This window comes from Streptomyces resistomycificus (assembly GCF_001514265.1).
In the GTDB taxonomy this organism is placed as follows: domain Bacteria; phylum Actinomycetota; class Actinomycetes; order Streptomycetales; family Streptomycetaceae; genus Streptomyces; species Streptomyces resistomycificus.
The window spans coordinates 66,911-92,059 of sequence record NZ_KQ948996.1 but is presented as its reverse complement, the minus strand read 5'-3'; the positions used below and the strand labels follow the sequence as shown (position 1 = coordinate 92,059).

General features: G+C 71.5%; 22 protein-coding genes and 1 pseudogene. 8 read left to right on the top strand and 15 right to left on the bottom strand.

Annotated features, from left to right (window positions below):
* Window positions 1-32 precede the first annotated feature (32 nt).
* The 6 genes from AQJ84_RS26485 to AQJ84_RS26460 all read right to left on the bottom strand — a co-directional run bounded on the left by AQJ84_RS26485 (window position 33) and on the right by AQJ84_RS26460 (window position 6,762).
* Window positions 33-500 (bottom strand): SHOCT domain-containing protein, encoded by a 468-nt coding sequence (locus AQJ84_RS26485; protein WP_030040720.1) that lies wholly within the window; start codon window positions 498-500, stop codon window positions 33-35.
* Between the two features lie 156 nt (window positions 501-656).
* The gene (locus AQJ84_RS26480; protein ID WP_030040721.1) at window positions 657-1,310 is read right to left on the bottom strand and encodes an HdeD family acid-resistance protein; all 654 of its coding nucleotides are present in this window, start codon (window positions 1,308-1,310) and stop codon (window positions 657-659) included.
* A 275-nt stretch (window positions 1,311-1,585) separates the two neighbouring features.
* On the bottom strand, window positions 1,586-1,783 hold the full coding sequence (locus tag AQJ84_RS26475) for a hypothetical protein (RefSeq protein ID WP_030040722.1): 198 nt from the start codon (window positions 1,781-1,783) through the stop codon (window positions 1,586-1,588).
* 252 nt (window positions 1,784-2,035) lie between these two features.
* Window positions 2,036-3,664, bottom strand: coding sequence for an MFS transporter (locus AQJ84_RS26470; protein WP_037802970.1), 1,629 nt, complete (start codon window positions 3,662-3,664; stop codon window positions 2,036-2,038).
* Window positions 3,665-4,215: 551 nt separating this feature from the next.
* Window positions 4,216-6,285 carry an NAD(+) synthase gene (locus AQJ84_RS26465; RefSeq protein ID WP_198536387.1) on the bottom strand — a complete coding sequence of 690 codons (2,070 nt, stop codon included), beginning with the start codon at window positions 6,283-6,285 and terminating at the stop codon, window positions 4,216-4,218.
* Window positions 6,286-6,324: 39 nt separating this feature from the next.
* Window positions 6,325-6,762 (bottom strand): Lrp/AsnC family transcriptional regulator, encoded by a 438-nt coding sequence (locus AQJ84_RS26460; protein WP_030040725.1) that lies wholly within the window; start codon window positions 6,760-6,762, stop codon window positions 6,325-6,327.
* A gap of 98 nt (window positions 6,763-6,860) precedes the next feature.
* Here AQJ84_RS26460 and AQJ84_RS26455 point away from each other — a divergent pair, with 98 nt between their 5' ends.
* Window positions 6,861-7,778 carry an SMP-30/gluconolactonase/LRE family protein gene (locus AQJ84_RS26455; RefSeq protein ID WP_030040726.1) on the top strand — a complete coding sequence of 306 codons (918 nt, stop codon included), beginning with the start codon at window positions 6,861-6,863 and terminating at the stop codon, window positions 7,776-7,778.
* 94 nt (window positions 7,779-7,872) lie between these two features.
* Here the strand turns inward: AQJ84_RS26455 and AQJ84_RS26450 are convergent, their stop codons facing one another.
* Window positions 7,873-8,703: a chitosanase gene (locus AQJ84_RS26450; RefSeq protein WP_053192671.1), complete on the bottom strand. Its 831-nt coding sequence runs from the start codon at window positions 8,701-8,703 to the stop codon at window positions 7,873-7,875.
* A gap of 115 nt (window positions 8,704-8,818) precedes the next feature.
* Window positions 8,819-9,781 carry a helix-turn-helix domain-containing protein gene (locus AQJ84_RS26445; RefSeq protein ID WP_030040729.1) on the bottom strand — a complete coding sequence of 321 codons (963 nt, stop codon included), beginning with the start codon at window positions 9,779-9,781 and terminating at the stop codon, window positions 8,819-8,821.
* A gap of 99 nt (window positions 9,782-9,880) precedes the next feature.
* Between AQJ84_RS26445 and AQJ84_RS26440 the strand changes: the two genes are divergently transcribed.
* On the top strand, window positions 9,881-10,912 hold the full coding sequence (locus AQJ84_RS26440; protein WP_030040730.1) for a saccharopine dehydrogenase family protein: 1,032 nt from the start codon (window positions 9,881-9,883) through the stop codon (window positions 10,910-10,912).
* A gap of 5 nt (window positions 10,913-10,917) precedes the next feature.
* On the opposite strand, the gene AQJ84_RS26435 is transcribed toward AQJ84_RS26440, so the two are convergent.
* The 3 genes from AQJ84_RS26435 to AQJ84_RS26425 form a co-directional block, all read right to left on the bottom strand.
* Entirely contained in the window at window positions 10,918-12,093 is a 1,176-nt protein-coding gene (locus AQJ84_RS26435; protein ID WP_030040731.1) for an FAD-dependent monooxygenase, read from the bottom strand.
* Between the two features lie 76 nt (window positions 12,094-12,169).
* Window positions 12,170-12,781, bottom strand: a complete 612-nt coding sequence (locus tag AQJ84_RS26430) for a TetR/AcrR family transcriptional regulator (protein WP_030040732.1) — start codon at window positions 12,779-12,781, stop codon at window positions 12,170-12,172.
* Window positions 12,782-12,814: 33 nt separating this feature from the next.
* A complete protein-coding gene (locus tag AQJ84_RS26425; protein WP_030040733.1) occupies window positions 12,815-14,869 on the bottom strand; it encodes a galactose-binding domain-containing protein in 2,055 nt (684 codons plus the stop codon).
* Window positions 14,870-15,203: 334 nt separating this feature from the next.
* Between AQJ84_RS26425 and AQJ84_RS26420 the strand changes: the two genes are divergently transcribed.
* Together AQJ84_RS26420 and AQJ84_RS26415 are read left to right on the top strand one after the other, a co-directional pair.
* On the top strand, window positions 15,204-16,208 hold the full coding sequence (locus AQJ84_RS26420) for a DMT family transporter (RefSeq protein WP_051869953.1): 1,005 nt from the start codon (window positions 15,204-15,206) through the stop codon (window positions 16,206-16,208).
* Between the two features lie 16 nt (window positions 16,209-16,224).
* Entirely contained in the window at window positions 16,225-16,869 is a 645-nt protein-coding gene (locus tag AQJ84_RS26415; protein ID WP_053192673.1) for a hypothetical protein, read from the top strand.
* Between the two features lie 31 nt (window positions 16,870-16,900).
* Here AQJ84_RS26415 and AQJ84_RS26410 read toward each other — a convergent pair whose 3' ends face one another.
* Complete coding sequence (locus tag AQJ84_RS26410; protein ID WP_037804859.1) at window positions 16,901-18,034, bottom strand: sulfite oxidase; 1,134 nt, start codon at window positions 18,032-18,034, stop codon at window positions 16,901-16,903.
* Between the two features lie 433 nt (window positions 18,035-18,467).
* Here AQJ84_RS26410 and AQJ84_RS26405 point away from each other — a divergent pair, with 433 nt between their 5' ends.
* Complete coding sequence (locus AQJ84_RS26405; RefSeq protein WP_030045446.1) at window positions 18,468-18,893, top strand: ATP-binding protein; 426 nt, start codon at window positions 18,468-18,470, stop codon at window positions 18,891-18,893.
* A 25-nt stretch (window positions 18,894-18,918) separates the two neighbouring features.
* On the opposite strand, the gene AQJ84_RS26400 is transcribed toward AQJ84_RS26405, so the two are convergent.
* Both AQJ84_RS26400 and AQJ84_RS26395 read right to left on the bottom strand, forming a co-directional pair.
* Window positions 18,919-19,932, bottom strand: coding sequence for an MASE1 domain-containing protein (locus AQJ84_RS26400; protein ID WP_198536388.1), 1,014 nt, complete (start codon window positions 19,930-19,932; stop codon window positions 18,919-18,921).
* Between the two features lie 49 nt (window positions 19,933-19,981).
* Window positions 19,982-20,812 carry a PP2C family protein-serine/threonine phosphatase gene (locus tag AQJ84_RS26395; RefSeq protein ID WP_030045444.1) on the bottom strand — a complete coding sequence of 277 codons (831 nt, stop codon included), beginning with the start codon at window positions 20,810-20,812 and terminating at the stop codon, window positions 19,982-19,984.
* A 180-nt stretch (window positions 20,813-20,992) separates the two neighbouring features.
* Here AQJ84_RS26395 and AQJ84_RS43560 point away from each other — a divergent pair.
* Window positions 20,993-21,530 (top strand): annotated as a pseudogene (locus tag AQJ84_RS43560) (DUF2269 domain-containing protein).
* A gap of 182 nt (window positions 21,531-21,712) precedes the next feature.
* Entirely contained in the window at window positions 21,713-23,107 is a 1,395-nt protein-coding gene (locus AQJ84_RS26385) for a hypothetical protein (RefSeq protein WP_030045442.1), read from the top strand.
* Between the two features lie 78 nt (window positions 23,108-23,185).
* Here AQJ84_RS26385 and AQJ84_RS26380 read toward each other — a convergent pair whose 3' ends face one another.
* Window positions 23,186-23,746 (bottom strand): isochorismatase family protein, encoded by a 561-nt coding sequence (locus AQJ84_RS26380; protein WP_030045441.1) that lies wholly within the window; start codon window positions 23,744-23,746, stop codon window positions 23,186-23,188.
* Between the two features lie 216 nt (window positions 23,747-23,962).
* On the opposite strand from AQJ84_RS26380, the gene AQJ84_RS26375 reads away from it, so the two are divergent.
* Window positions 23,963-25,108, top strand: a complete 1,146-nt coding sequence (locus AQJ84_RS26375; protein ID WP_374935430.1) for an acyltransferase family protein — start codon at window positions 23,963-23,965, stop codon at window positions 25,106-25,108.
* The last annotated feature ends 41 nt before the right edge of the window (window positions 25,109-25,149 follow it).

The following is a 25,149-nucleotide window of genomic DNA, read 5'->3' as shown; positions in this document are numbered from 1 at the left end:
CTGTTGCCTCGTTTCGCTCTCGTTCGGTGTGCTCAGCGACCGGCGGCGGGCGTGTGGGCTCCAGCGCCCTCCGACGGACCCGCGCCGCTCAGGACCAGTTCCTTCGCTCTCCGGAACTCCTCGTCGGAGATGTCGCCACGGGCACGGATCTCCGACAGCCTGGCGAGCTCGTCGACACTGCTGGGGCGTCCGCCGCCCTGGGCCGTCTCCCTGATGTAGGAGTCGAAGGCCTTCTGCTGCTCACGCGCCTGTGCCACCTCCCGTTGGCCCATGTTCCTGCCGCGGGCGATCACGTAGACGAACACGCCCAGGAAGGGCAGGACCATGACGAACACCAGCCAGCCGGCCTTGGCCCAGCCACTCAGTCGGTCGTCGCGGAAGATGTCGACGACGATCCGGAAGAGCAGCACGAACCACATGATCCACAGGAAGAACAGCAGCATGGACCAGAAGACGCTCAGCAGCGGATAGTCGTACGCGAGGTACACCTGTCCACTCATTTCTCTCCTCCGTCCCGGGCGTCCGCCCAGCAACCGATCCGTGACGTTCTCAGCGTGCGCACGGCAAGGCGTGGCGGGCCTCACCCCCGGAGGGTGAGACTGACACCGGCCACGGCGCGTGACTCACGGCGACGGCGTGTGCGCCCATGCCACGTCTCAGCCCGGCCCGGTGCCGCCGGGCGACCGCTGTCCCGCCCTGCCGAGTGCGGACCGCCACGCGAAGGCGAGCGCCACCTCGACCAGACCGAGCACCACGAGCCACAGCCCGAGCAGTCGCGTCAGTACCCGGGCCGACTCGGCCGGCAGGGCCAGCACCACGATGCCCGCGACGATGCCGATCAGCGCGGCACCCAGGACGAACGTGCGATGGGGCAGGTCCTTGGCGGCGAGCGCCGTGTACAGGGTGAGGATGCCGGACACCAGCCAGACGACCCCGACGATCAGTGACAGCACGGCGATCGTCTGGAACGGGTTCCTCAGGCACAGCACCCCGGCCAGGACGTAGAGCACCGCGAGGAGCAGCCCGGGAAGCCGTTCGCCCAGGTCTGCGCGCGCGAAGGCCGCGACGAACCGGAACGCCCCGGTCACGAGCAGGTACAGGCCGACGAGGACCGCCACGACGTGCAGCGTCCCCTCCGGCCAGACCAGCACCAGGATGCCGGGCACGAGCGTGGCGACGGCCGAGCCGAGGATCCACGTCCAGGACCGCCCGAGTTTCGCCAGCACCTCCGCGGGGTCCGCCGGTGCGTAACCCGTCTCGGGTGAGTTGTCCGGTCCGGCCTGCGGTGCCGGACCACGCGACACGGTCATGGCTCCTCCTCGCGAGGTCGAAGGGGGCGCTACCGGACCACGGGCGGCAACGGCGTGCGGGACCTCGCCGGGCCAGCGTCCCGCCCGTCGCCGACCTCCGGATCACCCCTGACGGGTGATCCGTGCGGTACGCGTACGCCGCGGCGACGGACAGGCAGGCAGGCGACGTACCGCCGTGGCCACGAAGCACCCCGGCCACCCGCTCGTCGAGGCGCTCGGCGCTGTCGCCCGCTCCGGCGGGGTCTGCGCCGAAAGCCTTCCGCCGTCCCCTCGGATCACCGCGGCGGCTGGCGCATCTCCAGGACCCTAAGTCCCAGCGACCGACAGCGGGCGAGCAGCCCGTACAGATGCGCCTCGTCGACGACCGGCCCGAACAGGACGGTCTGACCGGACATGATCACGTGGTCAAGTTCCGGGAAGGCGGCCGCAAGTGTCTCCGACATCTGGCCCTCGACGCGGATCTCGTAGCGCATCAGCTGCTCTCCCCCGGGGTGGCGTGGGCAGGCGGGCTGTGCCTCTCGGCTCGATCCTCCGTCCCGGCACGCCGTCGGGCCTCACCCTGCGGAGGTGATACCGCGTTCGGCACACGTGCGGCACGACGACCCGCGAGCACGTTGCGTGGACACCACCGGTGCGGTCGGCACGCCACCGGCGCTCGGCACTGCGGGGCTCCGGGTGTCCGGTTGGCCGGGCCGGGGCGCGGGCCCTGAGGCCGCCTCGCGGGTTCAGTGGTTCGGGCCGGGCGCGTCGGCGGGGGCGGCGGTGTCGGCCTGCCCCTTTCGGGCTGTCCGTCCGGTCGGCAGGTGCGGGGTGACGACGAAGGCGGCCAGCGTGATGCCCCCGGCGGCGAGGATCGCCGCCTTCAACCCGTCCAGCTGCGCCGACGCGTAGGAGTCGACCAGGGCGTCGACCTCGGACGGTGGGAGTCCCGCGCGCTCGGCCGCCGCACGTACCTGGTCGGTGGGGACGAAGCTGATCCCGGCTTCGAGGGCGACACTCGTCTGCCGGCGGGCTTCCTCCGACAGCCGCGCGTCGTCCTCCACCTGCGTGGTGAAGGCGTGGGCCAGGGAACCGATGAGCAGCGATCCGATGAGCGCGGTGCCCAGGGCGGAGCCGAGGTTCTGCGCCGTGAACTGGAGCCCGCCGACCTCGCTGCGCTCCGCCTCGCCCACGCTCGACTGCACGACGTTGCCGAGCTGCGAGGCGAGCAGGCCCATGCCCACCCCGAGCAGGGCCATGGCTCCGGCGAACTGCCCGTCGTCGATGACCGGGTCGATGGTGGCCAGCAGCCACACGATGGCCGCGGCCAGGGTCAGCAGACCGATGCGGACCACCCGGCGCGGCCCCGCGACCCGCGCCAGCGGTGCGGCACACATGGAGGCCGCGAGCATGGTGACGGACACGGGGAGCAGACGCAGCCCCGTCTGGAAGGCGTCGAATCCCTGAACCACCTGCAGGTACAGCGGGATGGTGAAGAACAGGCCGAGCAGGATGAGGTTCTGGCAGAGCAACGCCAGCAGGCCGGAGCGCAGGGTGGGCTTGCGCAGCAGGGGCAGGTGGACGAGGGGATCGGTGCCGCGCGCCTCCCGGTGGTGTTCCCAGCGCACGAAGACGGCCAGTACGGCGATTCCCGCGCCGATGACGAACAGCGTCGGCGCGAACCCGAAGACGGTGAAGGGCGGGTTGCGGGGCTGCACCCACCCCCAGGTGCTGCTCTGCAGCACTCCGAGGACGCCCAGCGCCAGACCGCCCGCCGAGAGCGCGGCGCCTACACCGTCGAGCTGAGGGCGGGGACCGGTCCGGGGGGTCTCCGTGATCACCCGGCGGAAGAGCAGAACGACCAGGACGACCACGACCTCACCGGCGAAGACCAGCCGCCAGGTCAGGTACGTGGTGACCCAGCCGCCCAGCAGCGGGCCCACCGCGATCCCCGCCCCGGCCAGTCCGCCGATGACTCCGTAGGCGACGGCCCGGTCCCGCCCCCGGTAGGACTCGGCGACGAGGGCCGCCATCGCCGGCAGCACCATCGCGGCCCCGAGTCCCTCGATGACCGACCAGCCCAGTGCGAGCACCCACAGTGTGGGAGCCATTGCGGTCAGGGCCGACCCGATGGCGTAGACGCCGAGCCCGAGCAGGAAGAGGCGCCTTCGTCCCAGTACGTCGCCGAACCGGCCCCCGATGATCATGAAGGCCGCCATGACCAGCGCGTACAGGGTGATGACGGCCTGGATGGCGGTGACCTCGGTGTCGAAGTCCTCGACGAGCTGGCTGATGGAGACGTTCATGACGGACGTGTCCAGGACCATCAGGAACTGGGCCGTGCCCAGGACGATCAGAGCCCGCCAATGAGTCATGGTGTCCACCTCGCCGAGTCGACCCGGGCCGTCGGCGGGCGCGGCCGGCAGCGGCCGGTCCGCTTGCGTCCGCCACTCCCAGTGCATCCCGGAAGCGTCGTCTGCGCCTCACCCGCCAGGGGCGAGTCACAACGGCCGGAGCTCGCGCGCGGTGCACCGCGTCGCCTCGCCGGTTCGCCGCCGGCTTCCGGTGGAGGCACTTGAGGTGGGTCTGACCATGGTGCGCGGCCGCCCGGGGCTCGAGCCGGCCCGCCGCCGGCTCCCGCAGCGGCGCCGCCCACGGAGACGCTCGCGCGGATCGATCGCCGCGTCGCCCTCGCCCGCGGCGAGCCGGGCCCGCGCGGCTACGGCGGCACACGCCACCTGTTCCTCGGACACTCAGGTCACGTGCTACGACGGCACACGCCACCTGTTGCTCGGACACTCAGGGGCAGCTCCCCGTCTCGGCGTCCCCGTGTTCCGGCCCGTCCGCCTACCGCACCGCACTCGACACCGCGGTGGTGTGGCCGCACCGCACCTGGTCGGACGGGCCGGACGGGCCGGAGCACCGGCTACTCTCCGGCGCGCGGCACGTCCCAGCGGGCCAGGTCGCGCAGCCAGGTGTCCGCCGTGCTGTCGGACGGTGCGCGCCAGTCGCCACGGGGCGAGAGGGAGCCGCCGGCGAGCACCTTCGGCCCGTTAGGCATGGCGGAGCGCTTGAACTGCGCGAACCCGAAGAAACGGCGGCAGAAGTACTCCAGCCAGTGCCAGATCTCCGGCAGTTCGTACGCAGTCCGCTCGGCCTCGGGGAATCCGGGCGGCCATGCGCCGGCGTCCTTCTCGCGCCAGGCGTGCCAGGCCAGGAAGCCGATCTTGGACGGCCGGAAGCCGTACCGCAGGATGTGGAAGAGCGTGAAGTCGTGCAGCGCGTAGGGCCCGATCTTGGACTCGGTGGACTGCAGTTCCTCGCCCGGCACGAGCTCCGGACTGATCTCCGTGTCGAGGATCGCGGCCAGTGTCTCGTCGGTCTCCTCGTCGAACTGGTTGCTGCTGATGACCCATCGGATGAGGTGCTGGATGAGGGTCTTGGGCACGCCGGAGTTGACGTTGTAGTGGCTCATCTGGTCGCCGACGCCGTACGTGCACCAGCCGAGGGCCAGTTCGGACAGGTCACCGGTGCCGAGCACGATGCCGCCGCGCTGGTTGGCCAGCCGGAACAGGTAGTCGGTGCGCAGTCCGGCCTGCACGTTCTCGAAGGTCACGTCGTACACCGGCTCACCGGAGGAGAAGGGGTGACCGATCTCCTGGAGCATGAGCCGCGCGGTCGGGGTGATGTCGAGTTCGGTCGCGGTGACGCCGAGGGAACGCATCAGCTTGTGGGCGTTGCCCTTGGTGTGCTCGCCGGTGGCGAAGCCGGGCAGCGTGAAGGCCAGGATGTCGCTGCGCGGGCGGCCCGCGCGGTCCATGGCCTTGGCGGCGACGATCAGCGCGTGCGTGGAGTCGAGGCCGCCCGACACCCCGATGACGACCTTCGGGCCGCCGATCGCGGACAGGCGCCGCTGCAGACCCGCGACCTGGATGTTGTAGGCCTCGTAGCAGTCCTGGGCCAGGCGCGCGGGGTCGGCCGGCACGAACGGGAAGCGCTCGACGCGGCGACGCAGTCCGAGGTCGGTCGTGGGCGCGTCGAGCCGGAACGACACGCGCCGGAAGTCACCGGTGCGCGCGGCGTGGGTCCGGCGGTTCTCGTCGAACGTGCCCATCCGCTGCCGCTCCTGCCGCAGCAGGTCGAGGTCGACGTCGGCCACCGCGTACTGGTCGTCCTGCGGGAAGCGCTCGGTCTCCGCCAGCAGGACGCCGTTCTCGTAGATCATGGTCTGGCCGTCCCAGGACAGGTCGGTGGTCGACTCGCCCAGACCGGCCGCCGCGTAGACGTACGCGGCGAGGCAGCGTGAGGACGCCGAGCGGCACAGCAGCCGCCGGTCGTCGGCCCGGCCGACGGTGATCGGGCTGCCCGAGAGGTTGGCCAGGACGGTCGCCCCGGCCAGCGCCGCCTCGGCGCTCGGAGGCACCGGCACCCACATGTCCTCACAGATCTCCACGTGCAGCACCAGGCTGGGCACGTCGTCCGCGGTGAAGAGCAGGTCGGTGCCGAACGGCACGTCGGTGCCGCCGACCCGGATCGTCCCGCCGCGCTCGTCGTCGCCCGCGGTGAGCTGGCGCCGCTCGTAGAACTCGCGGTAGTTCGGCAGGTAGGACTTGGGGGCGACGCCGAGGATCCGTCCGCGGTGCACGATCACCGCGCAGTTGTAGACGCCCTGGCGGTGGCGCAGCGGGGCGCCGACGACGAGCACCGGCAGCAGGTCCGCCGATCCGGACACCACGGTCTGGAGCGCCGTCTCGACCTCGTCGAGCACGGCGTCCTGCAGCAGCAGGTCCTCGATCGAGTAGCCGGTAAGGCAGAGTTCGGGGAAGACGGCGACGGCGACCCCCTCCTGCGCGCATCGGCGCCCCTGCCGCAGCACGGCCTCCGCGTTGGCCGACGGATCGGCGATGGCCGCGTGACCGGTGCACGCGGCGACCCGTGCGAAGCCGTGCTGGTAGATGGACGAGAAGTTCACGATGCGAAGTGCCCCTTTCGGCATGCCGTTTCACGATGGGGTGCGTCCCGGCACCCGGCGGCGTCAGTCGGTGCTGACCGGCCGCTCGAAGAAGGTGTCCAGCACGATCGTCGCCTGTGTCCCGCTCACGCCCTCGATCGCGTAGAGCCGCCGCAGGACGTCCTGCAACTGCTCCGTGGTGGCCGTGCGGACCTTGACGAGGACCGCGGCGGCGCCCGCGATGACGTGGGCTTCCTGAATCTCCGGAATGGCGGCGAAGGAGGCGCTCGCCTCCCCCATCCAGGCCGACGAGTCGACCATGACGAAGGCGAGTACGCCCCGCCCGAGGGCGGCGGGGTCGACATCCACGGTGGTGTGGCGGATGACGCCGCGTTCGCGGAGCTTGCGGACGCGGTCGTGGGCCGCCGCGGCCGACAGACCGACGGCCTTGCCCAGCACCGCGTAGGCCTGTGTGGCGTCACGCTGGAGCTGGGCGATCAGCGCCCTGTCGACGTCGTCCACCGTCCCATTGACCATCCCCATGTTCCCCACCCTAACCGGTTCGGGCACACTATGATCATACCGAACGTCATTCGACTGAACCTGATGAGGGGTTGTCCATGTCCGGCAAGCTGCTCAACAATCTGTACGAGGTTCTGGACGAGCGCTTCCGCACCGGAAGGTGCGCCAACGGCGACGCACGGCTCGAGCGCCTGCATGACGACTGCCGTTGGGCCGAGGGGCCGCTCTATCTGCCCGCCTGGCGTCAGTTGATCTGGAGCGACATTCCCAACGACCGCCTGCTGCGGTGGGACGAGATGACCGGCACGACCGGGGTCTTCCGCTCGCCGGCGGGGCACGTCAACGGCAACACCCTGGACCGCGAGGGCCGGCTGGTGAGCTGTGAGCAGGGCAATCGCCGGGTCACCCGCACCGAACCGGACGGCCGGGTGACCGTGCTCGCCGACCGCTTCGAGGGCAAACGCTTCAACAGCCCGAACGACGCGGTCGTACGCTCCGACGGCTCGGTCTGGTTCACGGACCCGGACTTCGGGATCACCAGCGACTACGAGGGGCACCGCGCGGAGAGCGAGATCGGCAGCTGTGACGTCTACCGGATCGACCCGGTGACCGGCGGGGTGCGGCGGGTCGCGGACGGTTTCGGCGGGCCCAACGGGCTGGTGTTCTCGCCGGACGAACGCCGGTTGTACGTGGCCGACACGCGGGCCGGCCAGATCCGCGTCTTCGACGTGCGCGAGGACGGCGGCCTTTCGGGCGGCAAGGTCTTCGCCGAGTGCACCGGCGGCGACTACGACAACATCCGCTTCGACGACGAAGGCCGGCTGTGGGTCGCCGCGCTCGACGACGGCGTGCACTGCTACCACCCCGACGGCACGCTCATCGGGAGGCTGCACGTGCCCGAGCCGGTCTCCAACATCGCCTTCGGCGGCCCGAAGAACAACCGCCTGTTCATCACGGCGACGACCTCGCTGTACTCCCTGATGATGTCCGTGACGGGCCTGCCCCGGGTGCGGTGAGGACGACCCCGCCCCACGGAGGGGTCCCGGTGACGGTGCCGCCGGGACCCCTCCGGCCGTATCTGCGGGCCGGCTAGCGCGTGTGCCCTGCGGATCAGCCGATGTGGAAGCTGTCCCCGTACACCTTCCAGTCCAGCGGCGGATTCAGGTCGAGGTTGCCCTGGCGCAGGAAGACGCGCTGCGCGGTGTCGACCCGGCTGGTGTCGCTGTGCGCCTCCTCCTGCTTCATCGCCCACACGCGGGCGTCGAGGAAGGCGTGGAGGTACGCCGTCTCGTTGCCGCCCTGCGCCGGCGGCCTGGCCGTGCGCAGGGCACGCCTGCGGATGTTGCCGAAACTGGCGGAGTCGCCGCCGTCGCCGTGCATGACGATGGCGTCGTAGTAGGCGAACTGCCCCAGGACCCGCAGGCCGTCCGCCTTGCCCTGCCTGACGGCGGGGTTGAAGTAGACGCGGTCGCGCTCGTCGTTCTGCGCCTGCTGGAACACCGCGTCCTGGGCGGCCCTGCGCCAGTCCCTGGTGAAGTAGGGGTCGAGCCCGTCGTGCGAGTCGGTGCCGTCGACCCGGCGCAGCGCCGGCAGGTACGTGGCGAGTACGTTGCCGGGCCTGCGGTCGGCGTAGAGCTCCACCAGGTCGAGCATGTCGCCGGTGCCGGAGCAGAAGCCGATGATGCCGGCGGTGTAGCCGCGGCCGTCGCCGATGTCCTCGATGTACTGGTACTGGGCCTTCCAGTCGAGCGTGGAGTTCTCCGCGCTCGACACCAGCTTCATGGCGATCTCCTTCTTCGCCGGGTCGTCGAGGCCTGGTCCGGCCGCGGAGGCCGCCGCGACATGCGGGACGCCTATGGCGGCGGCGGAGGTCAGCGCGCCGAGCGCGGCGAGGACGCCGCGACGGGAGGGGTGAGGGTGAGCTGTTGTCTCGGGGTCCACGGAAACTCCAAGTGGGGGTGGGGGGTGGGGAGTTGGTCCAGACCTGATTCGTTAGGAAGGTTTCCTATCAGCTCACGCGCCTGACCGTAACCCGCCCCGCGACAACTTCGTAGGATCAGATGAAGAAACGTCGCCCGAGGGGTCGCGTTCGGAAGGTGCGGCGGTAGGTGTCCGGGGGCACGCCGACCGTGCGGTTGAAGTGCCGACGCAGTGTGGTGGCGGTACCCATGCCGGTGGCGGCCGCGATGGCGTCGATGCTGCCGTCGGTGGTCTCCAACAGCTCCTGGGCGCGGCGGATGCGTTGGGTCAGCAGCCACTGCAGCGGGGTGGTGCCGGTGGCGGCCCTGAAGTGGCGGCCCAGATGGCGCGAGCTCAGCCGCGCCTGGCGGGCGAGGTCCTCCACGGTCAGCGGCTCGTCGAGGCGTTCGATCACCCAGGGCAGCAGGGCCTCGAGCGGATGGTTGTCCCGCACGGGCACCGGGGCGGTGACGAACTGGGCCTGGCCTCCGGCCCGGTGCGGCGGGACGACCAGGCGGCGGGCGACCGCGTTGGCGACCGACGAGCCGTGGTCGAGACGGACGAGGTGCAGGCACAGGTCCAGGGCCGCGGCCTTGCCGGCGGAGGTGAGCACGCTGCCGTTGTCCACGTAGAGGACGTCCGGATCGACCTCCACCCGGGGGTAACGAGCGGCCAGGACGTCGGTGTGCGCCCAGTGCGTGGTGGCGCGTCTGCCGTCCAGCAGGCCGGCGGCGGCCAGCACGAACGCGCCGGTGCAGAGGGAGGCCACCCGCGCGCCCGCCTCGTGGGCGGCCCGCACTGCGGCGACCAGGTCGGCGGGCGGCTCCACGTCGATGTCCGCCCAGCCGGGGACGATCACGGTGTCGGCGTGCCGGAGCCGGTCGAGCGCGTGATCGGGCTCCAACTGGAACCGGCCGACCCGCACGGCGTCCGTACCGCAGACCTCCAGGTCGTACCAGGGGACGGTCACACCGTCCGGAGCGGCGTCGAACACCTCGTAGGCCACGGACAGTTCGAAGTGGAGCATTCCCTCGGTGACGGCCAGCGCGACAGAGCCCATGTCTGGAATTGTACGGGGCATGGCGTTCCAGACTCTCGTCGTGGTGCGCCGCACAGGACAGGATGTTCTCAGTGGATCACTCGAGTACGGGGAGAACTCATGGGAACGGCACAAGCGGTAGCGGTGTACGGCGCGTACGGGCACACCGGCCGGTTCGTGGTGGCGCAGCTGCGGGAGCGCGGGTTCGTCCCGGTGCTCTCCGGTCGTGACAGCGGCAAGCTGGAGGCGTTCGCGGCGTCCCTTCCGGGCCTCGATGTTCGGCCGGCGTCGGTAGACGACCCCGCCGCGCTCGACCGCGCCCTGGCCGGTACGGCGGCTGTGATCAACTGCGCCGGGCCGTTCGCCACGACAGCAGCGCCCCTGATCGAGGCGGCGTTGCGGGCCGGCATCCCGTATGTGGACGTGGCGGCCGAGATCGAGGCCAACCTCGACACGTTCGCGCACTTCGCCGATCGCGCCCGGGCCGCGGGAGCGGTGATCGTCCCCGCGATGGCCTTCTACGGCGGTCTCGGCGACCTGTTGGCCACCGCCGCGATGGGTGAGTGGACCACGGCAGACGAGGCGCACATCGCGTACGGGCTGAGCGGCTGGCACCCCACCGCCGGGACACGCGCCGCGGGCACGGTCTCCCAGGAGCGGCGGGGCGGGCTGCGTCTCCGCTACACGAAGGGGCAGTTGGAGCACCACAAGGACGACCTGCCCGTCGTCCAGTGGCCCTTCCCCGAGCCCATGGGCAGCCGGGCGGTCGTCGGCGAGTTCACCATGGCCGACGTCGTCACCATCCCCAGCCACCTGTCCGTCCCCGAGGTGCGCACGTACATGGCGGTCGAGGCGGCCCAGGAGCTGTCGGCCCCCGACACGCCGGCGCCGGCCGCGGTCGACGAGGACGGGCGGTCGGAGCAGACCTTCCTCGTGGACGTCGTCGTACGGTCCGGCGGGCAGGAGCGTAGGGCTGTGGCGCGAGGCCAGGACATCTACGCCGTCAGCGCGCCGCTCGCGGTGGAAGCGGTCCACCGCATCCTCACCGGGCGGACCCGGACCGTCGGTGTCGCCTCCGCCGGCGAGATCTTCGACGCCGCCGATCTCCTGCGCTCGCTGTCCGCGCACATCTCCTTCGAACTACGCCGGTAGGCAGTTCACGACGTCGGCTCGTCGAGGACGTCGACCGTCCACCCGGACGCCTGCGGACCGAACGCGTTCTCGGCGGCGAAGGCCGCCATGCGGGCGTCGCGCGCCCTGGCCTCGGGCCCGTCCGGCAGGTGGAAGTCCTCGCCCGCCCGGGCGGAACCGGCCTGCACGCCGGTGGCGGTCGGCAGGCGCCGGCGCACGTACCGGTGGAGTGCTTCGGGCACGTCCGCCGGTACCGCGCCCGTCAGGGTGTCGCCGAGCACGGCCGCGTCGAGAAGGGCCTGTGCCGCGCCCTGGGCCTGGAACGGCACCATCGCGTGGGCGCTGTCGCCCAGCAGGGTCACGCGCCCGACGTTCCACCGTGTCAGCGGGGCGCGGGTGTGGAGGCCGTAGCGGTACATCCGCCCCGCGCGTTCGAGGACGCCGAGCACGCGGGGGTCCCAGCCGTCGAACTGGCGCAGTTGCTCGCCGGGTTCGGCGCGGGCGGTCCACGACTCCGGTGCGGCCTCGGCCCGGACCACGGCCACGACGTTGAGCAGTTCCCCGCGGCGTACCCGGTAGTTGACGAAGTGGCGGTCCGGTCCGAGCCAGACGCCGTAGTCCGGCAGGTCCAGGTCCGACACCTGGTCGGACGGCAGCAGCGCCCGGTAGGCGGCGGTGTTCGAGAACAGCGCCTCGTCGGCGCCGAAGAGCCACCGCCGGGCCGCGGACCTCACCCCGTCCGCGGCCACGACCAGGTCCGCGTCCAGGCGCTCGCCGGTCGCCGTCGTCACCCAGGCGGACTCGTCGTCCTGGTCGATCCCCACCACGGCGGTGTCCAGGCGCACCGAGGACGGCGGGACCACAGCGGCCAGCGCCCGGTGCAGATCGGCCCGGTGGACCTGCAGGTAGGGCGCCCCGAACGCGTCCTCGGCCTCGCGCCCCAGCCGGTGACGGCAGATCTCGGCGCCGTCGGACCACGTGTGGAAACTCAAGTGGCCGGGTCGGACGGCGAGTTCGGCTACCGCGTCCAGAACTCCCAGTTGTCGCAGCACCCGGGTGGCGTTGGGCGCGAGCTGGATCCCGGCACCGACCTCGGCGAACTTCGACGCCTGCTCGACGAGGGTGACCTCGCATCCGGCACGCCGCAGACTCAGCGTGGCCGCCAGTCCCCCGATGCCCGCCCCCACGACGACCGCTCTCATGTCCCCCGCCTCACTTCGGGAGCCCCACGCACCACCCGCCTCGTGCGGCGCGCAGCCGGTGCCGGTGCCGCCACCGTCACCCGCGTTCTCCCGTGCCGCCCTCGACGAGGCCGCCGATGTGGGCGGTGACGGTGTCGAGGATGTCGTTCCAGACGGCTTCGTCGCCGAGTACCAGGTAGTTGAGGGTCAGGCCGTCGGTCATGGCGGCCAGGTAGTGGGCCAGCACGGGGACGGGAACGCGCAGTCGCAGCGCCATGGTCCGGCACAGGTGGTCGATGAGGTCGGCGTAGGTGTCGGCGTAGAGCTCGTACTGACGTCGGGCCAGGTGCTCGAACCCCGGTCTTCGCAGGGCGTACTGGGTGAGTTCGTAGGTGAGCATGTGCTCGTCGGGGTGGGCGCGGACGTGGTCCCAGTACGCCTGGAAGCCGGCCCGGACGGTCTCCTCGAGCGTGGCCCTGGGACGGATGGCACCCCGCACCAGACTCACCGAGTGGTCGGTGATCGTGGTGATGACGGATTCGATCAGGGCCTGCTTGGAGTCGAAGCAGTAGTGGAAGACGCTGAGGGACACGCCCGCCTCGGCGGCGATGGAACGGGTCGTCGTCTTGGCGACGCCGTCCCGGGCCATCGCCCTGATCGCCGCTTCGGTCAACTGGCGGCGCCGTTCGGCCGACGGCATCCGTGCCATGTGCGTGTCCCTCGTGCTCGTGGAGGCCTTCCGTCAGCTGCTGTGGACCCCGACCTCGTACAGCGAGTATCCCCAGTCGGTGCCGCGGTCCAGGCCGTGGACGCGGACGTAGCGGGCGGGCGTACCGGTGAACGTGGCGGTGTCCAGGCCGCCGTCGCCGGAGGTGGTGGACCATGCGGTCTGCCAGGTCGCGCCGTCCGTGGAGAGCTCCACCCGGTACGACCTGCCGTACGCGCGCTCCCAGTCGAGGGTGACCTTCCCGACCAGGTTGGTGGAGCCCAGGTCGATCCGCAGCCACTGGTCGTCGCTCCAGTCGCTGGCCCAGCGGGTGCCGTCGTCGCCGTCCACGGCCCGGCCGGGTGCGTAGCTGGTGAACGGGTTCGACTCCGACGAACTGGCGGCGGCCGGAGCGTTCTTGGCGAGGTTGACGCCTGCCCGGTGCCGCTCGGAGGCGCCCCAGGTGTCGAGGTAGGACTCGGCGCCGCGGAAGAGGTCGTCGACGACGTCCTGGCCGCCCACCAGCCGGATGTCCTCGATCCAGTCCGGGACCAGCCCGTAGTGCGCCGCCCCGTCGGTGTTGAGGTCCCAGGTGCGTTCACCCGTGGTCTGCCGGTCGATGACGGAGCCGCCGTCGACGCTGCGGTAGGGGTAGGTGACGGGGTTGGCGGTGTCCGCGCCGCGCGGGGCCGGCCAGCCGCCGACGCCGTTCATGTCCGTGCCGTAGCCGTAGCCGACGTCGTACTTGTCGCGCAGGGCGTCGGTACGCTTCGCCTCCGCGGAGAAGCCCTCGGAGCCGTGCATGTACTGGGCGACGAAGCCGCCGAGGCCGTAGACCCGCTCGGTCCAGTTGAGGTCCATCCAGCTGTGCGAGGACAGCACGCCGGGATACGAGGCGGCCTCGAAGATGTCGAGCACCCGGCCGGTGGCCTTGACGCTCATGTGGTCGATCTCCAGCATCATCTTGCGCTTCATCATGCCGCGCACCGCGTACTCACCGAGATCGGTCAGCCCGCGCACGTTGCACTGGGCGTTCTCGTCGTACGAGGGGACCTCCACGCCGCTCGGGAGGTCCTTCTCCGCCGCGGACGCCGCGCCGCCGATGGGGTTGTCGTGCTGGGGGCCCGTGCACTTCTCCGTCTTCCAGAAGGTGCCGGTCGACAGGAACTGCCCGACGTTGATGGCCGTTCCGAGTCCCTCCTCGTCGAAGCGGACACCGCACAGCGCGTTGTCGAACTTGTGGCACAGGAACATGCTGCGCACGCCCAGCCCGTACAGCTCGTCCAGTCCGGCGTCGATGTCGGCCTTGCTGCACTGGGCGATGTCCAGAACCTGCTTGCAGCCGAACGGCTCCGACGTCTCCACACCCAGGATGACCGCCAGCTTGCCCTGCTCGATCACCTGGCGGGCCTGCTCGCTGTCGAGGACGATCCGGAACCAGCCCTTGCCGGGACCGCCGTACATCTTGTCGATGTGGGCCTGCAGGTCGTACGTCAGCTTCGCCTGCAGCCTGATCGACGTCATCTCGTCGCAGCTGCGGTCCTTGAAGGGGTACACCGAGCAGATCACGCCGTTGGTGACGAGGTCGTTGACCAGCACCCGCTGGCCGCCGCGCCAGGCCCGCTCCACCCAGGCGTAGTAGTTCTGCTGGTGGGTCAGGGAGTCGTGCGCGGGCCAGTCCTCGAAGGTGGGCCAGCCGTCCGGATCGTGCTTGCCGTCACCGCCGTTGGTGATGTAGTCGAAGATCGCGAGTGAACCGTCCGGGTAGTGCTCGGGACAGTCCTTGAGCGCGTCCGCGATGCCCGCCTCGGAGAAGGTTTTGCCGCAGATCAGCCGTCCGCCGAAGGCCTCGTTGGCCATCAGGTGGTTGTGCGCGTCGACGAAGCCGCGTACCTCGCCCGCCGCGTTGGTGCCCTTGAACGGCTCACCGGTGACGTTGATCTGGGAGTCCGGCGCCGGGCGCGCGGTCGGCACCCACCAGTCGGTGCCGGCGGCCGAACTCGGCGTGGGGCCGAGGGCCATCGCCAGCACGAGGAGGAGCAGCGACACCACGGTCACGTCTTTGCGTCTGCGGTACGGGCGTCCGGCCATGGTCACTACCCACGTCCCTCGATCGGCGGGTCGGCGCGGTCGAGGAACCGGCCGTCGGGAAATTCCGAGGCGGGATTGTCATGACCGGCGCAAGATATGCGATGAGGATCGCGACTGACGGATTCCGAGTCAAGAGTCCGGGACAACTGACCTGATGGCGGCCCCGACGCGGGGAGCCGGACATCCGGCCCATCCCAGGCCTCTCGTTTAAAGAAACGCTTGCGTTTCGATCGGGCCCCCCGTAGCGTACGAGTACGAAACCGTTTCGTATTGATGGGAGTCGGCTCGTGTCCAGCCGCCGCAGCAGCACCCCGACCGCCGCGCGGACCGCCTGATGGCGGCCTCGCCGGTGGTCGTGGCCGTCGCGCTCTCCCTGGTCTCCGCGATCAGCTACGCCACGGCCGCGGTGGTCCAGGAACGGACCGCCGCGGACACCGGAAGCGTGCGCGGCGCGCTGGCCCGCGGCTCGTGGTGGTGGTCCGTGCTCCTCAACGCCACGGGCGCCCTGCTGCACGTGGTCGCCCTGCGGTACGGGCCGCTCACCCTGGTACAGCCGCTCGGCGCGCTGAGTCTCGTGGTCGCGGTCCCGCTGGGCTCGCTGGTCGCCCGCCGTCGGACGTCTGGCACCCAGTGGCACGGCGTGGCCCTCACCCTCGCCGGGCTGACCGCGCTGCTGACCGTCACCGCCTCGGGCAGCGCGCCGGACGACACCCTGGCCACCACCGAGATCCTCGCGGTCGCACTCGCCGCCGCCGGGCTCGTCACGGTTCTGGTCCGTTTCGCCTCGCACCGCTCCGACCTGGGCGGCCTCGCCCTCGCGGCGGCCTCCGGCGTCACCTCCGGGCTCGGTTCCACGCTGGCTCAGAAACTCGCGATCGGGCCGGCACTCTCCTGGAGTGTGGCCCTGGTGGCCGCCCTGACCGTGACGTTCGCCGTGGCCGGGCTGCTGCTCTCCCAGAAGGCGTACCGCAGCGGGCTGGGCGGCCCCCTCGCCCTGCTCACCCTCCTCAACCCCGTCACCGCGTCCGCCATCGGCATCGGCCTGCTCGGCGAGGGTTTCCGGTACGGCGGTACGGGCACCCTGCTCGCGCTCGCCGGTGCCGCGGCGGCCGTCCGCGGCGTGGTCCTGCTCAGCCGCCCCCAGCACGAGCAGAACCGTCCGCCGGTTCCCGGCCGTCGGGACCGGCGGCGCGTAGGGCACCACCAGCCGCGCGTCCTGACCGTGCCGGGCGCCGTGCCGGGCATGCGCCCCGCCCAGCTCCTGCGGTCCGGTCCGCCGCCCACCGGACCACCGCACCCCCTCACCGTCGACGTCACCGGCACACGCCGGGCCGTGTGAAAGGCAGAACACCGACATGACGCTTCTTCAGCTGACCCCGGAGGCCGTGGTGCGCGCGGCGGAACTGGTGGACGTACCCGCGGTGGTGCGCCTGTTCGCTCCGACCCCGGTCTCCTCCCGGCCGCCGGTCCCGGGCCTGGAGGACGTGGCGGCGGACTGGGAGCAGACGCAGCGAGCCATGCGGCTGATGCTGGCCCACCACGCCCTCGAAGAGGGCCAGGTGTGGGTGGCCGAGCGCCGGGACGGCACGCTCCTGGCGGCCGCCGTCTGGCTGCCGCCCGGCACCGGCTCGGGCCCGCCCGACATCCGCCTCACCACCCTCCTCTCCCGCGAGCTCGACACCGGCCTCCCGGGACACCCGGTGCTGCCGGCGGCTCTGCGGGCAGCCGGGAGGCCCGACGAGCCGCACTGGACGGTCGTGGCGACGTGCGCGTCGGACGACCCGGACGCCTGGGACCACACCGTGGTCGGCGACCTGCTGGCTCCGGGGCTGCGTGTCGTCGACGCCGAGCACGCCGCCGCCGTCGCGATCACGGTCAGCGCCCGTCACATGGACCAGCTGCGCCCTCTCGGCTTCCGCCGACCACGCGAAGCCGTCCTCGCACCGGGCGCGAGCCTGTGGCTGACGACCCGACAGCCGACGAGCCGGCCGGCCGGCTGACGCCGACTCGGCTCGTCGGCCCGGCCCGTGGCTACAGGCAGACCACCGGGACGCGCTGAACCAGGTTGTTGCCGAAACCACCGCGGTTCCACGGCTGGGCGAGTGGCTGAGAGGCGCCTTCTGCGTCCGTCGCGCGGGCCGTCAGGGTGTGCGGGCCGGGGGTCGCCGTCCAGGTCACGTGCCAGTGCCGCCACGACCACACACCGCCGTCCGGCGGGGAGAGCTCCGCGCCCGCCCAGGAGTCGCCGTCGTCCGTACTGACCTCCACCCCGGTGACCGGTGCGCGGCCCGACCAGGCCCTGCCCTCCAGCCGCAGCGGTCCCGGCCGTACGACCCGGGTGCGGGACATGAAGTCGGGAAAGCCCGGCGGGATCATCAGGGCTCGCGGCGCGATCCGGGTGACCGGGGCGCCCGGGTCGTCCGCAGACTGGCGGTAGCGGTACGCCACCGTCTGCTGGAACCCGGTGAACGGGGTGGCGGTCAGCGTGATGTCACGCAGCCACTTCACGTGTGCCATGCCGTACCAGCCGGGGGCCACCAGGCGGAGCGGGTGTCCGTGCTGCGGAGGCAGCGGGGCGCCGTTCATCGCGTACGCCACCAGGACCTCGGGAGCCTCGGCCGTGGCGTCCGCGAGCGGCAGTGCTCGTTGGTAGTCCTGCTCCACGCCGCGTTCCACGCCGTGGTCGGCGCCCGTGAAGACCGTGTCGACGGCGTCCGGCTCCACCCCGGCCTCGGCGAGGAGCGTCCGCAGGGGAACGCCTGTCCAGTCCGCCGTGCCGACCGCCTCGACCAACCAGGGCTGGCTCACGGGGCGTGGGGTGAGCCGGGCCCGGCCGTTGCCCGCGCACTCCATGGTCACGCGGTGGGTGACGGAGGGGAGGGAGCGCAAGGCGGCCAGGTCGAGGGTGAGTGGCGTACGGACGCGGCCGCCGACCGTGAGGGTCCAGGTGTCGGCATCGGTGAGCGGGATGTCGTAGTGGACCAGCACGTAGTGGAGGCCCGGTGGGGTCACGTCGTAGCGCAGGGCTTCCAGTGGCAGGCCGTGGTTGCGGGCGGCGAGGGCGAGTTCCTCGTGGCTGATGCCCTCCTCGGGGCCGGCCACGCGCCCCGGTGCGCTGACGTCGGCCAGTGAACGCGCCTCTCCCACCGGGCTGCGACTGTCCATGACTCCATGGTGCTCCGCCCGTCCGGCCCCGGCACCCCCGCCGCCGTCTGTCCTTCCGGTCGCCGGTCCTTCCCGCCGTCCGTGCTTCCGGCCGTCCGTGCTTCCCGCCGTCCGTGCTTCCCGCCGTCCGTGCTTCCGGCCGTCCGTGTTTCCCGCCGCCGGCCCCCGCCGTCGGCCCTTCCCGCGGTCGGTCTCCACCGTCGGTCTCCGCCGTCGGTCCATCCCGTCGGCGGTCCATCCCGTCGGCGGTCCATCCGGTCGGCGGTCCTTCCGGTCGGTGGTCCCTCCGGTCGCCGGGAGCCGTGGCGTCGGCGAGCCGCGGCAGTCGGGGGAGCCGCCGCCCGTGCGGAGACATCACCCGCGCCGGTGACCCGCCGCGTCAACACCCGGAGCGCGGGTACCTGTGCCGGAAGCGATCGGCAGGGAGGCACAGGTGAGTGATTCTTCGCTTCGGGCGGTGGGGTGGGCGCGTTCGCTGCCACTGGACAGCAGCATCAAGTCCGCGCGTGACTGGGTGCGTGACCATCTCGCGTCGCTGGGCTGGACGGAGTCGGCGCCGGATACGGTGGACGCCGTCCTGTTGACCGTCTCCGAGCTCGTCACCAACGCCCACAAGCACGCCCACAGCGGCGCGCAGGTCGTACTGACCTGGGACCAGAGGTGCCTGCACGTGAGTGTTCACGACACCTCTTCCCGGATGCCGACTCCGCGCTCGCCGAGCACCGAGCAGGTCGGGGGGCGGGGGATGCTGCTCGTCGACGCGCTGGCCGACACCTGGCAGGTCCGCCCCTGCCCGCACGGCAAGATCGTCTATGCCTGCTTCGAGTCGCACGGGTCGGCTTCGCGCGGCGATCACTGACCGGGCGCCTCCACGGGCGGCGGGGTCACTCCCCCGCCGGCGGGTGACGCACCCCCTCCGCGCCCTTCGACGGCCGGCCGCGCGGGGTGTCACCCGCGGTGAGGTGCTCCAGGACCTCGGCCAGGTCCTGGCACGCCTGTTCCACCGAGCGTCTGGTGTTGCGCTGCTCGGTGATGACGGCCGACAGCAGCAGCGCCGTCAGCGCCATGGAACCGTTGAAGGCCTGGAGCTTGATCATCACCTCCACCTGGGTCAGCCGCGCGAACGGACCGGTCTCGTCCGTCGCCGCGACGGTGGCCGCGGTGGAGGCGAAGAGAGCGCACAGGATGCTGCCCGCCAGCTGGAACCGCAGGGCGGCCAGGATCAGCAGCGGATAGACCAGGAACAGCAGGCTGATGCTGCTGTAGGCGGCCAGCGGTACGAGAGCGCAGGCGATGAGGGCCAGGCCCGACGCCTCCGTCCACCGGGACAGGTTCTCGGGGCGCCGTGCCGTCCGCAGCAGGAGCAGGATGGGGGTGACGATCAGGACGCCCATCGCGTCGCCCACCCACCAGGCCAGCCAGACGGGCCAGAAGCTGGACGCGTCGATCTTGTCCAGCAGGACCAGGAGACCGACGCCGGCGGTCGCGCTGATCAGCATGCTGGTCAGGGCCGCGAGGAACACCAGCGCGACGCCGTCCCGCAATCGGCTGAGGTCCGTCCTGAACCCCACCCTGCGCAGCATGAGATACGCGCAGACGGGAGCCGCGGTGTTGCCGACCAGTGTGCCGATCACGGCGGGCTGGAGCGTGGTGATCGACATGACCACGAGGAGCACGCCGAGGGTGATGCCGAGCAGGGAGCGCATCCCGAAGATCAACAGGCTCGCGACCGCGACGCCCGTGGGCGGCCAAATGGGTGTGACCACGGCGCCCTGGACCACGAGCTGCCGCATGAGACCCAGCCGCCCCGCCGCGAAGTAGCACGCGGCGACCGCCAGCGTCTGGAGGGCGAGGAGGCCCGGTCGACGCAGATCCTGGATACCCACCACAGCAGCCATCAGATACCGCTGCCGCCGGTACGGCGAGCCGAGAGCCGGGGCGCGCCTCCTACCGTCGTACGTCGGGGGCGTCGTGCCCGACGACCAGTACGGCCGCGTCGTCCTCGTGTCCGACCCGCTCGGCACCCTTGATCACGGAGGCGGCGAGCGCGCCGGCGTCCAGGCCCGCGACGGCGGCGACCCCGGCAAGCTTCACGACCTGCTCGAGTCCCTCGTCCACGCTCAGTGACGGCCCCTCCACCACACCGTCGGTCAGCAGGACGAACACGCCGCCCGTGCTGAGCCGGTAGCGGGTCACCGGGTACTCCTGGCCCTGCTGGACCCCCAGCGGCGGACCCCCTTCGTCCTCGGCGATCCCGGACCTCCCGTCCGCGGTGGCCCAGACGCAGGGGATGTGGCCCGCCCGGGCGCTCTCCAGGACCCCGGTGGACGGGTCGAGCCGCATGAAGGTGCAGGTCGCGAACAGATCGGTGCCGAGGGACAGGAGCAGCTCGTTCGTCCGGGACAGCAGCTCGCCCGGCTCGCTCGTGACGGAGGCCAGCGCGCGCAGCCCGACCCGGACCTGCCCCATGAAGGCGGCGGCCTCGATGTTGTGCCCCTGTACGTCGCCGATGGACAGGCCGATGCACCCGTCGGGCATCCGGAAGGCGTCGTACCAGTCGCCTCCCACGTTGAGCCCGTGGAAGGCGGGTGCGTACTGGACGGCCAGGTGGAATCCGGGGGCGGTGGGCATGTCTCCGGGCAGCATGCCGCGCTGCAGGGCGACGGCCAGCTCGACGAGGGACCGCTGGAGCTCGGCTCGCTCACGCGCCTGCGCGGTCAGCGTCCCGAGCCTGGCCAGCAGTTCGTCACCGTCATCCGTTGCGCGCTTGTGGGGCATCGACCACTCCGTCAGGTTTGTGTCTATTTGAGTATAAGAACCTATTTGATCCATTAGGGTGAGGATGGTCGGCGGCGAACGCCGATGAGACGCGCTCGCGCCGAGTACGCCCAACCGAGTACGCAGGGTCACTCCCGCCGCCGGACGCCCGCGCCGCTCCCACCCGGCACCGTGGTGCGGGTGAAACTCAGCCGCCCCGCACGCCGGGCCCCACTCGTCGTCCATGTCGCCGCCTCGGCCGGATGGCTCGGGCTCACCCTCGGGCTGCTCGCGCTCGGAGCCACCGCGGCCACCACCGGGTCCGCCGTGACCGTGGAGGCCTCGGTGAGAGCCATGAAGCCCTTCGCCGACTGGCTGCTGCCACCTCTCGCGTTCCTCACCCTGCTCGGCGGCCTGTTGCCGGCCCTGGGCACCCCGTGGGGGCCGGCGAGGCACCGATGGGTCCACACGAAGTTCTGGCTCACCCTGGCCACCACCGCGGCGACCGTGTTCGCACTGCGCCCCGGCGTGAACTCCGCGGTCTCGGCCGTCGCCGCGGGGGAGGCACTGCCGGACGCCGGTGACGTCCTGTTCGAGGCCGGCCGTCCCTCTGTCCGCCTACCTCTTCATGACGGTGATCCCGGCCTTCGAACCCTGGGGCCCGACCCGGCGGGGCCGGAACCCGCGCGCGTCCAGCGGCCCGGCGCGGGACTTCAGGCGCGCCCGGCAGTCCGCCTGACCTGTCGGGCGTCCAGCGCCCCTCCTCTTCGTCCCCAATTTCGTCCCCAATTGGCGTGCATGACAGAGGCGTTGACCGGACTCACGCGTAACAGCACAATGAGCGCACTCGCTTGAGAGCGCTCTCAAGACGAGCCGCGCCTCCATGTCCCCCGCATCGTGTTCACACCTTCGAGGAGTCCAATGACCGGCAGCCAAGGCCCGGGATTCAGCCGCCGTGCGCTCATCGGGACGGGCCTCGGTGTCGGCGCCGCCGTCCTCACCTCGGCCGGTACCGGCCCGGCCCTGGCGGCGGATCGCCCGTCCGGCGGCGGGTCGGCCACCGCCCAGCGCAGGGCGCGCGCCTTCCTCGCCGCCGCCATGGACGCCTATCCGGAGCATGGCAGCATCCGCCTGACGCAGAGCTACACCGACCAGGCCGGCCTGTTCAGCACGGCGTTCACCTACGACAACGCCCTCGCCGTCCTGGCCCACCTCTCCTCCCGCACCGACGACGGCCGCGCCAGAGCCGTGACCCTCGGAGACGCGCTGCTCTACGCCCAGGCCCACGACCCCGCGTACGACGACGGGAGGCTGCGCCAGGCCTACAACGTGGGGCCGTACACCTTCTACGACGGTTCGCCGCAGCCGGACGGCTTCGTGCGGGCGGACGGATCGGCCAACGTGGGCACGCAGTTCGGGTTCACCGGCACGGCCGTCGGGGACATGGCCTGGGCCGGCATCGCCCTCGCCGCGCTCGCCCGCCGGACCGGAAAGCGCCGCTTCCTCGCCGGCGCCGTACGGATCGGTGAGTGGATCGAGCGCGTCGGCCGTACCGACGAGCCCCTGGGCGGTTACAAGTTCGGGGTCGACGGAGCCGACGAGAAGCTGCCCTTCACCTCCACCGAGCACAACACCGACCTGATCGCCCTCTTCGGGCAGCTCGCCCGGCTCACCGGAAACCGGGGCTGGCTGGAGCGGCGCGCGCGAGCCGGGGCCTTCGTCAGGAGGATGTGGGAGCCCGACGGCGGCTTCTTCTACACCGGCACCAACGACGGTGTGACGGTCAACAGGTCACCGATTCCCGAGGACACCCAGACCTGGACCCAGCTCGCCCTCTCCTCCCCCGCCCATTCCCGCTCCCTCGACTGGGCCACGAGCGAACTGGCCGTCCTGGACACGGCCGAGCGACGCAACAGCACGGTGCCCGCGGGCCAGTCCTACGAGGGCGTCACCTTCAGCTCCGCCAGCCTCCTGGCGAACGAGGACGCCCCGATCGCCGACGGCCAGCCCAAGCCCGACCGCAACGGCGTCTGGTTCGAGGGGACGGCCCACCTGGCGCTCGCCCTGCGCGACCGCAGCACCCGCGGCGACCAGGCACACGCACGGCGGCTGATCGCCTCCATCGAGCGGGCGCAGGACCTCCTCGGCGGCGGTCAGACCGTCGGAGGCGAGGCGATCGCCCCGAACAGCGGAATCGTCTCCGCCAGCAGTCCGATCGACACCGGCTTCGGGTTCGGCTACTACCCCTACCGGCACACCGGCGCCACCGCCTGGTACCTGATGGCGGCGGCACGGGCCAACCCGCTGCGGGCCTGACCGGACGGCGGCGCCGCTGCCGAAGTCCCGGCAGCGGCGCCGGCTCCGTGCACCCGGCGGTGTACGGAGCCGGTGGCTTCAGAGAGTGCGGCCGAAGTCGACGTGCGCGGCGTCCACCGTCCCGGCCGTCCGTCCCGGTGCCGTCTGGTAGGTCCAGTACAGGTTCGTGTGCGCGATGACCTGGGCCGGGGGCGGCGCTCCCCAGGCCGTCTGGTCCCCGGTCGTGTGGGCGTCACCGACCAGCGTGGCGTCGTACCCCCTGACGAACGCGCCGTGCAGCGTCGAGCGGATGCACGCGTCACTCTCGGCGCCCACGATGACGAGTCGCCCGACCCCCAGGCCCGACAGCACGGTCTCGAGAATGGTGTCCTCGAAGGAGTCGCCGTAGTTCTTCTCGATGACCGGCTCGCCGATGCCCGGGGTGAGTTCGGGGACTATCTCCCACTCCTCGCTCCCCTTCACGAGCTGCGCGTCGGAATGCCGCACCCAGACGACGGGGATCCGATCTCTGCGCGCCTTGTCGACCAGGCCCGCGATGTTCGCCACGACCGCGTCGCGCTCGTGGGCCTCTTCGACGACGCCTTGCTGCACGTCGACGACGAGGAGCGCGGTGTTCGGCCGGTTGTCGAGTGTGGTCATGGTCCGCCCCTGCTCGGTCAGTCGGTTCTGTCTGCCGACACGCTAGCCCGGCCCACCGACATCGCCGGCCGCCGCACAGACCGTCGCAAGAGACAGGTTTACGTCCGCCGGAAGTGGTCAGGCGGCTGGAATGCCGCTCTCCCCCACCACAGCCGCAACTTTCGTAAGACGCGTATACCTCCGTACGCGTTCCCCCCAGGATGCGTGGGGGCTCTGGTGAGCGAAACCACGCAGGCCGTGCACGACCAGGTGACGGCGCAACCCCCGCGTGGCACGACCGCCGACGGCCCGGTGGTGCTCGGGACGGCGGCTGCGGCACGCTCGGTGCCGGGACGGGCGAAGCAGCGCGACTCCTTCTTCGACAACGCCAAGTACCTGGCGATCGTGCTGGTGGCGATGGGTCACGCCTGGGAGCCCCTGCGCTCCGACAGCCGTACCGTCACCACGCTCTACACGATCGTCTACGCCTTCCACATGCCGGCGTTCATCATCATCTCGGGGTACTTCTCGCGCGGCTTCGACGCGAGCCCGGAGAAGATCAAACGGCTGGTCACCGGCGTCGTCGTCCCGTATGTCGTCTTCGAGACGGCGTACACCGTGTTCACGCGGTGGACCGACAACGTCCCGGACCGCCCGGTCAGCCTGTTGGACCCCCTGTATCTGACCTGGTTCCTGGCGGCGCTGTTCATCTGGCGGCTGACCACCCCCCTGTGGAAGAGCGTGCGCCATCCGCTGCCCCTGGCCCTGGGCGTCGCGGCGCTGGCGACGCTGTCGCCGTCCATCGGCAAGGACCTCGACCTGCAGCGGGCCCTGCAGTTCCTGCCCTACTTCGTGCTCGGTCTGTGCCTGAAGCCGGAGCACTTCCGGCTGGTGCGGCGCCGCGAGGCACGTGTCCTGTCCGTGCCGGTCCTCGCCTGCGCTCTCCTCGTGGCGTACTGGTCGGTCCCGCGCACGGGCTACGCCTGGTTCTTCCACCGGGCCGCCGCGGAGGACCTCGGCGTACCCGCCTGGTACGGGCCCCTCATGACGCTGGCCGTCTTCGGGTGTTCGCTGACGCTGGTCGCCTGTTTCCTCGCCTGGGTGCCGGGGCGGCGGACGTGGTTCACCTCGCTGGGCGCGGGCACGCTCTACGGCTATCTGTTGCACGGCTTCGTCATCCAGGCCGCCAACCACTGGCACTGGTCCCACCTCGACTGGACTCGCGAGCCGCTCGGCAAGATCGCCGTCACCCTCGTCGCCGGTGCGATGGTGACCGTGCTGTGCACGGGGCCCGTGCGGCGGGTCTTCCGGGGCGTGATGGAGCCGACGATGGCATGGGCCTTCCGTCCGGTCAGCGACCGGAGGGCCCGGGCAGGCGCGTGATCCCGCCTGGCAGGCCCGGAGGCGGCGGGAACCGAAGAGGG